Source organism: Micromonospora sp. NBC_01405, from assembly GCF_045040155.1.
GTDB lineage: Bacteria > Actinomycetota > Actinomycetes > Mycobacteriales > Micromonosporaceae > Micromonospora.
In genome coordinates this window covers 2,408,944-2,423,591 of the sequence record NZ_CP109532.1, presented here as the reverse complement: position 1 = coordinate 2,423,591, position 14,648 = coordinate 2,408,944, and the positions used below count along the sequence as shown (strand labels likewise).

Genomic DNA, 14,648 nt, shown 5'->3' with positions numbered 1-14,648 from the left:
GCGTCGCCGGGGACGTCCGGATGCCCTGCGGCGCCCCGGTTCGACGGGGTGCCGGGTGGGGTCAGGGTGCCGGCCGCCACCGTCGGCGCGCGGCCCGGGGGAGCACCACGGCCAGCAGCACCACGCCCGCCACGGCGACGCCGGTGACGGCGGCGACGGCCAGCGCCCGGTCCCGGGCCGCCCCGCGTCGGGCCTGCCGGGCGAGCAGGGCGGGATCGGTCCGGTCCGCCGGCAGCGCCCCGACGCCACGCTTCCGGCCCGCCGGGCCCGCGCCGGTTTCGGTCACCGCCCGGTACGGGTTGAGCACCCCGGCGCCGTACCCGTCGCCCGAGCCGTCACCCGGGGCCGGATCGGCCGTCGCGACGATCCGCTGCGTCACCTGGGCGGCGGTCAGTTCCGGCCGGTACTCCCGGACGAGCGCCGCGGTGGCCGCCACGAACGGGGCGGCATAGCTGGTGCCCTCGGCCCGGTGGTGGCCCTGCCCGGGCCCGGCCGTCAGCACCTCACCGCCGGGGGCGACCAGGTCGACGTACGGGCCGGCCTGCGAGAAATCGGCCCGCCGGCCGTCGGGGCCGATCGCGCCCACGCCGAGCACCCCGTCGTACGCGGCCGGGTACGGGCGGGGGTTCCCGCCGTCGTGCAGGTTGCCGGCGGCGGCCACCACGACCACGTCCCGGTCCACCGCGTAGCGGACCGCCGCCCGGACGGCGGGGTGGTCGACGTACAGCACGAGGGAGAGATTGAGCACGTCGGCGTCGTGGTCGACCGCCCAGCGGATCGCCTGGGCGAAGGCCGTCGCGCCGACCGTCCGCCCTGCTTCGCGTCCCTCGACGACCTGCTGCTCGCTGACCCGCACCGGCAGGATCCGGGCGTGGGGGGCGAGCCCCTGGAACGCGACGCCGGCACGCGGCACGGCGGCGATGAGGCTCGCCACGCCGGTGCCGTGCCCGGCGCAGTCCCGGCTGCCGTCGCCCCCCGGGTCGAGGAAGTCGGCTCCGTCGAGGACCCGGCCGGCCAGTTGCGGGTGCCCCCGGTCCACCCCGGAGTCGATCACCGCGACGGTGATCCCGGCCCCGGTGGCCAGTGCGGCGAGCCGCTCGGGGGCGTACCGGCGCTGGGGCCAGGGGGTGGCCGCGATGGGCCGGACGGGCGCGAGCGGGGTGGCACACCCCGGTGCCGCCACGCCTCGGAAGCCCGCGAGGTCGAGCCTGTTCGCCGCGCTCGCCGGCTCGGCCACGCGCGGTCCGCCTCCCTCGCCCACCGGGTCGACCGTGCCCGGCCGGTCCGGCGGGGGCCACGGGTCGGCCACGCGCGTCGGGGCGGGCAGCATGATCAACAGGGCCGCCGCCGCGGCGGCGAGGACCGGTCGCGCGGTGGGCCGGGGCATCGATCGCCTCCGTATCGTGTCGGCTCCGGAACAGGATGTTAGTCCCACCCGGATCGCCCGGCGGGGCGTCACCGGCCAGCCATTGTGATCTTGTTACCACCTTGTAGGTTGTACGCGATGCCTATGGCCTGTTCACGGGAGGAGAGGTGGCCGTGACCGACTGGGAGCCGGCTACCGAGGCCGAAGCGGCGATGCGGGACGCGCTCCGCGCCAACGACCAAGAGCTCTACTTCCGCGTGCTGGCCCGCACCGAGCTGCTGTTGCCGGTCTCCACGCAGGCGCTGGCCGGGCAGGCCCCGATGGGCTGGGGGACCTGGACCACGGGCGGGCGCACGCACGTGCTGGCGTTCACCTCGCCCGCCGCGTTGCAGGCCTGCCTGGGCGGGAACCCGGCGGCCAACCGCCGCAGCGCGTACGCCGATCTCGCCGTCGACTGGCCCAACCACGAGTGGTGGCTGGCGGTCAACCCGGGCCTGCCCATCGAGGGGTACCTTCCCGCCTGGTTCGTCTCCCAACTGTCCCGGGGCGACGTGCGGCTGCCCGGCCGCACCATGGGCGCCCGGGCCCGCCTGGAACGCGCGGAGAACGTCGCCAGGACCAGGGCCACCGCGGTGGTTCCCGGCCGGGACGCCCCGACGTCGCCGGTGCCGAGCCTGCCGGAGCCGTCGGTCGCCGGACCGCCGCCGGGCCGGCCCACGACCGAGCCGTCCGCTGCCGCCGAGGCGCCCACCGCGCCGCTGACCACCGCGCCGCTGACCACCGCGCCGCCGACCACCGCCCAGCCGGAGCCGGAACTGCCCAACTCGGGCCTGCCCACATCGGTCCCGCCCGGGCCGTCGTACCGGTCGCCCGGGGGCGCGGGCGAGCCCGCAGCCGGCGGGCCGTACCGGGCCGGAGACGTGGCCGGCCGACCGGGTCCCGCCGTGGCCGCAGGGCCGGACGGCGCCGAGGCGACCCGCGCCGACGCGGCACCGTCCGGATCGGCGTGGCTGAACGTCTCCCGGCGGCGGACGCCCGATGCGCCCCCCGTCGGCGAGGCGGCAGCGGGCGGGGGCGGAAATGGCCGGTCCCCCGATCCTCCGGCGCCGCCCACCCCGCCCGCCTCCTTCTTCGAGCCGGCGTCCGGCCGGAGCCGAGCCGCCCGGCCGATCGGGGAGCCCCGTCGCCCCGCTGAGCGGGCCGCCCCGCCATCCCGGTTCGCCGGGGGTGGTCAACCCTTCCCGCGGCGACGTCCGGCCTCGGACCCGGCCACCGAGCAACCGCCGCATGCCTTCCACCCCGCCGCACCTGCGGAGCCGTCGACGGTGGCGTTCCCGCCCGCCGGTGCTGCCCCGTCCGCGTCGCAGCCCGAGCCGTTTCGCCCCGGTGGCGCCGCCCCCGACGAGGTCACCCGGGCGTTCCGGCCCGACGGTGGCGGCTCGGAGGAGGTGACCCGGGCGTTCCGCCCCGGGGACGTCGGGTCTGGAGAGCGGACGCAAGCCCTGCGTACCGGTGCCGTCGGGCCTGAGGAGGTCACCCGGGCATTCCGGCCCGGGGAGGTGACCTCACCGGGTCCCGGCCCTGTCGGTGCCGAGGACCCCACCCAGGCCCTGCGTCCCGGCGGCGGGGCACCGCCGGAGCCCATCCGGGGGCTCCGGCCCGTCGCGCCGGGCGACGAGCCGACCCGTCCCTTCGGCATGCCGGGTGGCGTGGTGCCGGACGAGCCGACCCGTCCCCTCGGCCCGAGCGGTGGGGAGGAGCCGACGCGTCCCCTCGGGGCCGATGGTGCCGGGCACTCAGGCGGGCCGCCACGTCGTCGACCCGGGGCCGGCGCCGCCCAGGCGTTCCCGCGCCCCCGCCCCGGGGCGGACGGGGAGGAGCCCGCCCGGTCCCTTGCGGAGCAACCCGTCGCCGCACCGGTCGAGGAGATGGCGGAGGAGCTGCCGACGTCGGCCGTCGAGCCGGTCTCCGGGCCGCCCGCGTCCCGCCGTTCCTTCTCGCCCATCGTCATCGAGGGCACCATCATCGAGGCGCGTGACCTGCCGGCGACGGAGCCGGCCGCTGCGCCGGGCGTCGCCCCCGGCCCGTCTCTTTTCGGCGGCACCCCGCCGGCGGTCCCCGCCTCGACATCGGTGCCCGACCTCGGCGGGCTCGAACCGGTGCCCGAACTCGACCGGATCGACCCGGTCTCCGATCTTGGTTGGCCCGCACCGCTGTCCCTCCCCGACCACGACGGCGCGGTCTCCGGACCGCCCGCCCCGGACGACCCGGGCCCGACGGCTCCGCTGTTCCCCCCGTCGACGCCACCCGCGCCGGACCCGTCGGCCGGGTCCCTGTTCCGCCCGGCCACGTCCGGCGTCGCCGACCCCGAGCCGGCCGGCAAGGTGCTGTCGGCTGTGGAGCCCGAGCCAGCCGTGGACCCCGAGCCAGCCGTCGATGCCGTGTCGACAGGGCCCCTGCCGGGCCCGCCGTCCACCGGCGAGCCGGACCTGGGAACCGCCGGGGAGCCGGTGCCGGCCCGGGAGCAGGAACAGGCAGCGTCGGCAGCCCCTGTGGACGACTTCCAGCCGGCGAACGAGGTGGAGGAGGACCTGCTCGCCGCCGCCGGCACCGGCAGTACCGACAGCTTCCTCTCCACGCTGCTGCTGGCCCGGGTGCTGCTGCCGGTGGCGCCCGACTCGGCCACCGACAGCCGGCCGGGGGACCCGGGCTTCGTCTGGCGGACCGAGCGGCTGGACGGCGAGACGTACGTCGTGGTCCACACCTCTCCGGAGCGGCTGGCCGACCACGTCGACGAGCCGGTGGAGACGGTACGGGTCAAGTTCGTCCAGCTGATCCGCTGCTGGCCCGACGACGCCTGGTCGTTCGCGGTGAACCCGAACACGCCGGTGGGCGCGAAGCTGCCCGGCGAGCAGATCGTGGCGCTGGCCAACTGGGCCGCCGAGGTGGGGCTCGGCGACGACGCCGGGAGCGAGCCGGAGCCCGCGCCGGAGCGGGCCGCCGAGGCATCCACGGCTGCCGTCCGGCACGTCCCGCCGCCCGTGGACCCGAACCGACCCGTGGTGATGCAGAAGGCGATCGCCCCGAGCCAGCTCACCTACTACCTGGAGCGCGGCTACGACCGGGTCTCCGGCTTCGTGCACCGGGCCAATGAGCTGGCCCACCTGAACAGCCCCGCCCAGTTGCACGACGCGCTGGGTCTCGGGTACCCGGACTCGCCGTTCTCCCGGGACGCCGCGCAGATCTACGTGCTGCGCTGGCCGGCGCACCGGCCGAGCCTCTACCGGATCCCCTACGGCGGGCAGAACGAGGGCGCCATGCGGGCCATGGAGGGCTGGGTCATGGAGCGCCCACCGTTCCGGGGAAACGGCTTCGCCCCGGGCGACAGCAGCGACGTGGTGGCGGAGTTCAAGGTGGACAGCGCCCGGCTGCCGCACGGCGCGGAGCTGTGGCGGATCGGCGCGGACGGCACTGAGCGCGTGGTCGCGATCCTGGACACCGACGCTCTGCTCTGGCGACAGGTCGGTGAGTCCTGATGCGCGACGGTTACGTGGCCCGCTGGCGCGGGCGTGAGTACCAGGCCAGCCCGGACGGTGACGACGTCCGGCTGTACCAGCCGGAGCCCGGCGACGGGTTCGAGGAGATCCGCCCCGGCCGGTACGTTCGGGTGCTCCCGGTGACCGAGATCGACGAGTTGGCGTACGTCCGGACCACCTGCACCTGGCAGGGGCAGCCGTTCATCGTGCTGGCCGAGCACGACGGCTGGCTGCGGGTGGAGTACACCGGCGGGCGCTGGCCGGTCGCTCGGGCGATGGGGCTGGAGGTCTTCGACTTCGGGGTGTACCAGGGCTGGGCCCCGGCCCGCGAGGTTGCCGAACTACGCGAGCAGCGCCTCTGACCTGGCCGTGCGGGCGGCACCCCGACGAAGGCGACGCCCGAGCCGGTCAGGACTTGGCCCAGCGCAGGATCTCGCCGAGCACCACGTCCCGGGCCTCGACGTGCGGGAAGTGCCCCACGTCGTCCAGCAGCCGCCACTCGTAGGGGGCCACCACGTACCGGCCGGAACCCTGGGCGGTACGCGGCAGGGAGGCGACGTCCAGTGCGCCGTGCAGTTGGAGCGTCGGGGTGATCAGGGGCTTCTGCATCAGCCGGACGAACCGGTAGCCGTGCAGCCGCAGCACCGACCGGAACGCCCACCGGTAGCCCTCCAGCGCGCAGAACGCGGCCTGCGGGATCCGCATCGCCTCCCGGCAGCGCTCGGCGTACGCCTCGAAGTCGGGCCCGGCCACCCAGCGCGGCCCGCCCCAGCGGCGCAGCGCCTCCCCGACGGCCGCCGCGTCGTCCCGGGTGAGCACGTGCTCGTACCGGGGCAGCTGGAACTTCAGGGTGGGTGTCGAGGCGGTGAACTGGCCGCGCGGGTCGGCGAAGATCGCCGCCCGCAGCCGGAGCGGGTGCGGGGCGCCGAGCACCACGAGTCGGCGGACCAGCGACGGGTGGAACGACGCGACGGTCCAGGCGATCATGCCGCCGGCCCCGGTGCCCACCACGGTGGCGGAACGCTCGCCGAGGCCGCGGATCAGGCCGGCGACGTCGGCGGCGAGGGTGTAGCCGTCGTACCCGCGCGGGGGCTTGTCGCTGGCACCGTAGCCGCGCAGGTCGACCGCGACCGCCCGGAAGCCCGCGTCGGCCACCGCCGGGAGGATGTCGTGCCAGGCCCACCAGTGCTCGGGGAAGCCGTGCAGGAAGAGCACCATCGGGCCGGTGCCGGCCTCGACCACGTGGAAGCGGCTGCCGTTCGCGCCGACGAACCGGTGCGTCCACGGCCCCTCGGTGAGGACACAGGTCTCGTCGACGGCCCCGCCACGCTGCTCGGTCATGCCCACAGCCTATGACCCCGGCGTGCCTGTCCGTTCCGGCGTTCCGGCCGGTCGGCTGGTTCCCCGACGGAATGGGCGATGCCCGGGCGGTTGGACTGCCCGGGCATCGCGGCGGTGCGGTCGATCAGTGGATCAGGAGAAGCGGACCTTGACCGAGGTGCCGTTCTGCTCCAGCACCTTGATCTTGGTGCCGGTGGCCGGGACCTTGACGCCGTGGTTCGGCAGCTCCGGGTACCAGTACTGCTTGGTGTCGTCGAACAGCGGCTGCGCGGCCTGGCCCCGGATGTACTGGGCCTGACCGTTGATGTGCAGCGTGAACGAGTCCGCCTTCTTCAGGCCGAACGTCGCGTCGTAGACCTGGACGCGGGCCCGCCACGGGTTGCCGGTCAGGTTGTAGAGCGGCTGCGGGTGCGAGTCGATGATCATGTTCCGACCCTCACCCGGGTGCTCGAACGTGTCGTTGTCCGCGAACCGGAGGTTCCAGTACGAGATCAGCAGGCCCTCCTGGTACGCGTAGTGGTCCACGTAGTCCGGGCGGGTGTTCGCGTAGCCGAAGTAGTACGGGCCGGTCTTCAGGTACTTGTCGTACGAGACGTACGTCCGGTTGCCGGCGATGTAGTAGTTGTCGAAGAGCCGGGTGTAGCTCCCCGAGACGATGCTCCAGCCCTTGGCCGCCCAGTCACCGAGGCCGGTCTCAGCGCCGTTGGTGGAGACGGTCTGACCGTCGGCGGTCACCGTGATGTTGTCGCCGAAGAAGCCGCCCTCGGCGACTCCCCCGTCGGTGAGGTAGTGGAAGCGGAACTGCACGACCTGGCCGGCCAGCGAGTTCAGCGGGATGTTGATGTCGGTCCACTGGCCCGCGCTGCTGCCGCTGAGGGCCGGCGTCGGGTCGGTGTTCGACACCGGCGGGATCGGCGAGCCGCCCACGGTGCCGGGAAGCGCGTCCCAGGTGGCCCCGCCGTCGGTCGACGCCTCGAAGAAGAGGTAGTCGTAGCCCGCCTCGATGTCGAACCGGCCCTTGAGCGACAGCGCCGCCGAGGTCTTCCCGGTGAGGTCGATCGTCCTGGTCAGCGCGGTGTCCAGGTCGTCGTCGTTGCCGGAGAAGAACTGCTTGGCACCCTCGAACGGCTGGCCGTAGTCGAAGGTGTACTCCCGCTGCGGGAGCACCACCACGGCGGCCTGCGGCTTGGCGGAGTTGTACTCCTGCGGGCCGAGCTCCAGGGTCTTCTTCTGGCCGGCCTTGACCACCTCGTAGTCGAGCCAGCCGAGCTGGAGCTTGTTCCAGGCGCCGAGGTCGCCGCCGCGGTCGCCGATGCCGGCGTCCTCCTTGGCGTTCAGCCGGCTCTGGGCCATCAGGGTCCAGTGCTCGTTGTTGTTGTCGCCGCCGTTGAGGTTGTTGTAGTCGTCCGGCAGACCCAGGTCGTGCGCGTACTCGTGGTAGAAGACGCTCCGGCCGCCGTTCTCCGGCTGGACCGTGTAGTCGCGGATCCAGATGCCGGTGTTGCCGATCTGGGTGCCGCCGATCGGGAAGTTCACCGGGCCGGTGCGCGAGGTGTTGTACGCCGACCAGCGGTGGCTCCAGATGGCGTCCTCACCCTGGTGCGGGTCGCCGTCGGCCTGGTCGCCGCCGGAGTGGACGATCTGGAAGTGGTCGATGTAGCCGTCCGGCTCGTTGAAGTCGCCGTCGCCGTCGAAGTCGAACCGGTCCCACTGGTCGTAGGACTGCATGTCGGCCTTGATCTGGGCGTCGGTGCGGCCCTTGGCCTTCTGGTCGGCGACCCACTGGTTGGCGGCGTCGCGGACCAGGTCCCAGGCGTTCTGGCAGTTGTTCGCCGCGCAGACCGCCGGGTCGCCCGTCGGGTCGTTGTCGGCCTTCGGGTCGTTCGAGCGGCCGTACCGGGCGGCGTTGTACTTGACCTTCACCCAGTCGGTGACCTGGCCGTCCACGGTGTAGCGCCCGGAGGACTGGGACTCGTAGTACTGCTTGACCGACTCGTCGCCCTGCCCGGTGCCGAAGTACAGCTTGCGGAAGTAGTCCGCGCTGTAGTCCGCCTGCCACACGGTCGAGTTGTCCACCGCGCGGTTGGGCTGGGGAATCTGGTTGTGCGCCGGCCCGTTGAAGGTGGTCGGACCCGCGATGGTCGGGTTCGTGTCCTTGTCCGGGTAAGCCGGGTCCCGGTCGTCGCCGAACTCGGCCAGGATCACGAAGATCTTGTCGGTCCGCTCCCGGGCCAGCTCGACGTACTGGTCCTGCTGGCCCGCCTTGGCGTTCCGGGCGCCGGCGTTCGCCGCCGTGCTGCCGACGGTCTCGCCGACCTTGACGACGGTGCTGCCGTTGATCTTCTGCGCCTTGGCCCGGCCGGAGAGGACCTCGCTGAGTCCCTCCTGGCGAAGCGCGCGGCGCTTGTCCTCGAGCTTGTCCGGCAGATCGTGATCCGCCGGGTTCTCGGCGGTCGACGGGGCGGTCGCCGGGAGCTTCGGAGCCGGCGCGGCGCTGGCGGACGTGCCGACCACCAGTCCCGTCGCCGTCAACGAAAGCCCGAGCAGACCCACTGCGACTTTCCGCACGTGGTACCTCCGGTGTGAGGGAACCGACCCAACGGGGGTACGGGCCGGTGAGAGGTCCCACTAGTGGGACCAATGGTGAACATAGAGTCTCCTGGGACGGGTGGGAAGACGCGTACGTCGATTTGTTGCAAACTTTTGTTGGGAATGCGTTCCACCGTCACACCCCTGTCGCTCTCCGAACGGTTGAACAGCGTGGACGTCGGTCTGGAATTGCAGTGACACATTTCGATCAGTAGACGTCGGCGCAGACGGAAGGGGCCGGTGGCGTCGCCGCCACCGGCCCCTTCATCGATCAAATGGATCAGTTGCTGACAAGCAGGACCATGTTGTCGGTTGCCTTCTTGCCCTGCGTCACAATCGTGATCTTGGTGCCGGTGCCGGCCACCTTCACCGAGTTCTGCGGGTTGCCGGCCGTCCAGTAACGGTCGACGTCGCTGTCGCTGAACACCGGGTTCGGGTTGAGCTTCGGCACGGTGACCGCCACCCCGTTGAGGTGGAAGGTCTGCGCCGGCTTGACGAACCAGCTGAACGTGGCGTCGTAGCCGCTGCGCCGGTTGGTGATGGCGCGGTCGCCCACCTTGATCTGGCCCGGGCGGACGTCGACCGGCAGGTTGAAGCCGAAGCCCGGGTGCTGCGAGGTGTTGTTGTCGCCGTACGCGTAGTTCACGTACCAGATCAGCAGGCCGGGCTGGTTCGAGAACCGCTCCACCCAGTTCGGGCGGGTGTTGGCGAAGCCGTAGTTGTACCCGCCGGTGCGCAGCGTGTCGTCGTACCCGAGGTACGTCCGGTTCTCCGCGATGTAGAAGCGGGGGTACGAGTCGGTGACCGAGCCACCCATCCGGGTGAAGCCCCTGGCGGTCCACGCGGCGTCCAGCGTCTCCGCGCCGTCGGTCCAGGTGGTGGCACCACCCTTGACCAGCGAGATGTTGTCCAGGAACGCGCCGGCCAGGTGCACGCCGCCGTCGCTCTGGTAGCGGTAGCGGAACTGCACGGTCTGCCCGGCGTACGCGGACAGGTCGTAGGTCAGGTCGACCCACGCGTCGCTGCTGGAGCCGTCGACCCCGGTCTCGCCGGCGTCGATGAGCGAGTTGCTCAGCGGCGCCCAGGTGGCGCCACCGTTGGTGGACACCTCGGCGTACAGGTAGTCGTAGTCCTCTTCGATGTCGTACCAGGCCTTCGCGGTGATCGACGCGGACGTCGTACCGGTCAGGTCCAGCTGACGGGTCAGCGTGGTGTTCAGGTCGTCGGCGCTGCCGCCCCACCACTCGTTGGCACCCGCGAACGGGGTGTTGTACGAGGTGGTCTGGGTCTGCGGGGGCAGATTCACCACGACCGCCTGGGCCTTCGGCCCGTCGCTGTCACCGGCCGGGCCGATCGGCAGGATGGTGTTGCCCTTGCCGTACTCGACCGTCGAGTGGTTCAGCCAGCCGAGGTAGAGCTTCGACCACGGGTCCATGTAGCCCGGGGTCGAGCCGATGTCGTCGGTGCCGCGGCTGAGCCACGAGCCCGAGGCCATCAGGCTCCAGAAGCCCACCCCGTTGTCGCCGCCGTTGGTGTCGTACAGGTCCGGCAGGCCGAGGTCGTGGCCGTACTCGTGCGCGAAGACGCCGAGGCCGCCGTTCTCCGGCTCCGTGGTGTAGTCACGGATCCACATCCCGGTGTTGCCGATCTGCACGCCGCCGGACAGGTTGCCCGCCGGGCCGGCGCTGCCGGCCAGGTTCGGGAACGCGGCCCACCGGTGCGACCAGATGGCGTCCTCGCCCTGGGCGCCGCCGCCGGCCTCCTCGCCCTCGCCCGCGTGCACCGCCTGGAAGTGGTCGACGTAGCCGTCGGGCTCGTTGAAGTCGCCGTCGCCGTCGAAGTCGTACCGGTCCCAGATGTCGAACTGCTTGAGGTAGTCCTTGATCTGCTGCGGCGTCTTGCCGGCCGCGACCTGGGAGTCGTACCAGGACGTGGAGCTGTCCTTGACGAAGTTCCAGTAGCCGTCGGCCTCGGAGATGGCGCTGCTGCCGTACCGGGCCTCGTTGTAGGGGACGGTGACCCAGTCGCTCACGTCGCCGTTGACCGTGTACCGGCCCCCGGACTGCTTGAGGTAGAAGTCCCGGAACGACTCGCCCACGCCGTAGAACATGTTCATGTAGTGGGCCCGGTTGAAGTCGGACCGCCACAGGGTGCTGTTGTCGTCGGTGGCGCCGCCGTCCCAGTTGCGGTCCGGCGCGGCGATCTGGTTCACCTGCGGGCCGGCGGTCCCGCCGGTGCGCGGGTCGGTCTGGTTGCCGAACTGGACCAGCATCGTGAAGATCGGATCGGTCTTCGGGGCCTGCTGGTACTCGACGAACTTGTCGTTCTTGACCTGGATGACCTTGGAACCGTTGCGGGTCTGGAGCTTGACCTTGCCCTGCAGCAGGTCGGCGATCGCCTGCTTACGGACCTCCTGGTGCTGGTCCGCTTTGGCGTCGGGAAGGCTGTCGCTGCGGCGCTCAGCCTTCTCGGCGCCCGGGGTCGGCTCCGCCGCCGGGGCGGCGGACGCCGGGGCCGTGACGACGCCGGCCGCCAGCAGCGCGGCGGCGGCCGAGGCCAGGCCCGCCGTGACTCGTCTCCTCAAAAATCCTCCTTTGTGGACTGTTACATGACAGGCACGACCGGAGTCGACGCTGTCATGGGTGCGTCTGCCACCCTGGCAGAGGAGTCGGTCGTTGTCACTGCCTGGTGGGCGCGGTCGGCCGATGAGGACCCCCGGCAAAGGTCGGCAAATCAGGCCAATGGGCGACGGGATGCGACGCCACCTCACATTACGGTTCGGCCACGATCACCTGGCGTTTCAGCGGTGGCGAGGGCCCCGTCCACGGAGCGCCGCCGGACGACGCAGGCGGGGCCCGCCCGGAGTGGTGTGCTCCGGACGGGCCCCGCCCGATGTTGCGACGCGCCTGAGGGGTCAGGGCCGCGCCGAGGTCACCCGCACCGAGGCGACGGTGTTGTCCGACGTCGCCTGCTTGACCGTGAGCGTGACGCCGAAGTGCACGTTCTGGCTGGCGGGGTTGCCGTTGCCCAGCACGATCGCCCCACCGCCCAGCACGACGCCGTAGAACGACCGGGCCGGCGTACCGTCCGGGTTGACCACCCGGGTGGTGTACGGCGCGTTGCCCCGCGACGGCAGCACCACGGAGGCGTCGTTGTCCCGGGCGTACGGCGACCCGTCACGCATCTCGATGCCCGGGTACCAGGTCTTGGCGTCGGTGAAGCCCGACACCGCCGGCTGCGCGGGGAAGCTCGTGCAGTACTCGCTGTACGGCTCACCTGCCGCCTCAAGGCACTCGGTGAACGGCTTCGTCTTCTTCAGGCCGAACGCCGCGTTCGCCGACTGGGGCCGGCTGGGCAGGTTGTCCAGCACCGACGGGTCCTTCTCGGCCGCCGTGCCCTGCCGCCGGTACGGGTCGAAGTGCGAGTCGACGATCAGCAGGCCACCCTTCGCGCCGTAGCTCGGCAGGGCGGTCATCTGCCCGGTCACGTGGTTGACGTCGCCGAGCGCGGTGTCCCGGTACCAGACCAGCATGCCCGGGGCGTTGTAGGAGATCCGGTCGACCTTCCACGCCTCGTGCGAGTACACCGTGTCGTACGTGTACTTCAGGCCCTTGTCGAAGCCGTCGAAGTTGCGCCACTCGGCCAGGTAGAAGTGCGCCCGCCGCTCGGTGCCCGTGTTGACGTTCCAGCCCGCGCCGGTGGTGTCGGTGAACGTGCCGCCGGTGGCGGTCCAGCCGTTCGCGCCGCCCTCGACGTCGTCGCTCCAGGTGGTGGCCCCGCCGCCGGTGACCGAGAAGTCGTCGGCGAACCAGCCGCGCTCCACGAACGCCTCGTCGGTGGCCTGGCGCAGCCGCAGCTGCACGGTCTGGCCCGCGTACGCCGACAGGTCGACGTAGTCGTGCCGCCAGCCGCCGGTGGGGCCGGTCAGGCCGTACTTCTTGTTGCCGAAGTCGGCCATCCGGCCGTTCGGGTCGGCGTAGTTGTCATCGGTGGTGACCAGCGCGCCGGCGGCGTCGTAGACCTTCTGCTCAGTCCAGGTCGCCCCGCCGTCGGTGGACAGCTCGACGAAGCCGTAGTCCCAGTCCTCCTCGATGACGTAGTTGTTCCACATCCAGAACTTCGAGTCGGCCGCCGAGGGCACGCTCACGGTGCGGGACAGCTTGACGTCGGCCCAGTTCTGGTCGGCCCCGCTGTGCCACATCTTCGTGCCGCTGTGCGGCGTGGCGAGGGTGATCACCTTGTCCGGCAGGTCGACCTTGATGCCGTCCGCCGTGCCGACCGGGGTACGTGAGGTCTGCCCGACTCGGACGACGCGTGGCGCGGAGCCGGGAGTGATGGTCTCCGGCTCGGCCCAGCCGAGCACCCACTTGTCCCAGATGCCCATGTGGGTGGGCAGCGCCTGGAAGATCTCGCCGCTGTGCGACCCGGAGGCCATCAGGTCCCAGAAGTCCACGTCGGAGTCGGCGTTGCCGGAGGTGTCGTACAGGTCCGGCAGGCCCAGGTCGTGGCCGAACTCGTGGGCGAAGACGCCGACCCCGGCGTCCTCCGGCTGCACGATGTAGTTCGCGGCCTTGAGGTTCGTGCCGGGGATCGTGTAGCCGCCGGGGACGGTGGACGAGTGCGCCCAGACCGCGTAGGTGCCCTCGGCGCCGCCGCCACGGGACTTGCCCTGGCCGGCGTGCGTCAGCACCAGGTGGTCGATCACGCCGTCCGGCTCGAGCAGGTTGCCGTCGCCGTCCCGGTCGGCCTGGTCCTCGATGTCGTAGTCGGCCCAGGGGAAGCTCGGGTCCATCGCGGCGAGGGCGTCGATGGCGTCCGTGGCGAGCCGGCCCGCCCCGGCCGGGTTGTCCGGGTGGCCGTTCATCGCCTGCTCGCGGCCGGCGACCCAGTTGCCGTCCGCGTCCTGGAAGCAGCGGGAGGCGGCGTACCAGCCCTCCGAGTGCGGCACGGTGATCCACGGGCTGGCCTGCCCGTCCACCGTGTACGCGTTCTTGGACATCTCGAGGTACATGTTGTGCATGGTGCGGCCGGCGAGGTTGATGCCCGGCTTACCGTCCGGCCCGGTCAGGTCCGGGCGGACCCGCTCGGTGATGCCCTTCTTCGTGTAGAGCATCTTGTTGTAGTGGGCCGGGGAGAAGTCCGGCACCCACATCGAGTTGTTGTCCTCGTTCGGCAGGTTCGCCGGGTTCGGGATGTTGTTGTGCTTCGGCCCGTTCTGCACGGTGCCGGGGACGCAGGTCCGGTCCTCGAACACCGTCTTCGGGACCATCACGCCGGTGAAGTCGTCGTTGGCCTGGTCGTTGAACTCGACCAGCAGGGTGAGCAGCTTGGCGGTCTGGGTGCTCGGGGCCTGCTTGATCTTCCGGGGGCTCTTGCCGGTCTGGACCGACTTGGCCTCCAGCTTCGCCAGCTGCTTCGCCGTCGTCGGGTTGCCGGCGGCGAACTTGCGGTCGTACGCCCGGGACTCGTTCGCCGCGGGGGTGTAGACCCCGTCTGCGCCCTTGACCTCCTTGCCGCCGGTGTTCGGCTGCACCTCGGGCTCGGCGTAGTTGATGTAGTACTCGTCCGCCCCGATCGTGGCTGGGGCTGGGCGGGACGTCTCTGCCGACGCGGTTCCGGTCACGGTCAGTGCCGTGGCCGCGAGGGCGATGGCGGGCAGCGCGACGAGTAGTCGTCGGCGTGACCCGGTGCGCGGATTAGTGTGCATACCGCTCCGTTCTCGGGGCGTGGGGAAGGACACCGGCCGGTTCGACGCACAGTGACAGAGTTCGAATCGACCGGTGCGGCTGAACCTAGAGGAGAACGGAGTCTTCCGA

Annotated in this window: 7 protein-coding genes; 2 read left to right on the top strand and 5 right to left on the bottom strand. The window is 71.9% G+C overall.

Going from position 1 to position 14,648, the window contains the following annotated elements; translation table 11 throughout:
- Positions 1-61: 61 nt before the first annotated feature.
- Positions 62-1,387, bottom strand: coding sequence for a type VII secretion-associated serine protease mycosin (gene mycP, locus OG559_RS09785; protein WP_405114472.1), 1,326 nt, complete (start codon positions 1,385-1,387; stop codon positions 62-64).
- Between the two features lie 152 nt (positions 1,388-1,539).
- On the opposite strand from mycP, the gene OG559_RS09780 reads away from it, so the two are divergent.
- Complete coding sequence (locus OG559_RS09780) at positions 1,540-4,902, top strand: SseB family protein (protein WP_405114469.1); 3,363 nt, start codon at positions 1,540-1,542, stop codon at positions 4,900-4,902.
- Positions 4,899-5,264 carry a hypothetical protein gene (locus OG559_RS09775; protein WP_387021551.1) on the top strand — a complete coding sequence of 122 codons (366 nt, stop codon included), beginning with the start codon at positions 4,899-4,901 and terminating at the stop codon, positions 5,262-5,264. The genes OG559_RS09780 and OG559_RS09775 overlap by 4 nt, the downstream gene beginning before the upstream one ends.
- A 46-nt stretch (positions 5,265-5,310) precedes the next feature.
- On the opposite strand, the gene OG559_RS09770 is transcribed toward OG559_RS09775, so the two are convergent.
- From OG559_RS09770 to OG559_RS09755, 4 genes are all read right to left on the bottom strand, one after another.
- A complete protein-coding gene (locus OG559_RS09770; protein ID WP_405114466.1) occupies positions 5,311-6,243 on the bottom strand; it encodes an alpha/beta fold hydrolase in 933 nt (310 codons plus the stop codon).
- 132 nt (positions 6,244-6,375) lie between these two features.
- Positions 6,376-8,796, bottom strand: coding sequence for an immune inhibitor A domain-containing protein (locus OG559_RS09765; RefSeq protein ID WP_405116538.1), 2,421 nt, complete (start codon positions 8,794-8,796; stop codon positions 6,376-6,378).
- A 316-nt stretch (positions 8,797-9,112) separates the two neighbouring features.
- A complete protein-coding gene (locus tag OG559_RS09760; RefSeq protein ID WP_405114464.1) occupies positions 9,113-11,416 on the bottom strand; it encodes an immune inhibitor A domain-containing protein in 2,304 nt (767 codons plus the stop codon).
- Positions 11,417-11,746: 330 nt separating this feature from the next.
- A complete protein-coding gene (locus OG559_RS09755; protein ID WP_405114462.1) occupies positions 11,747-14,539 on the bottom strand; it encodes an immune inhibitor A domain-containing protein in 2,793 nt (930 codons plus the stop codon).
- Positions 14,540-14,648: the final 109 nt, after the last annotated feature.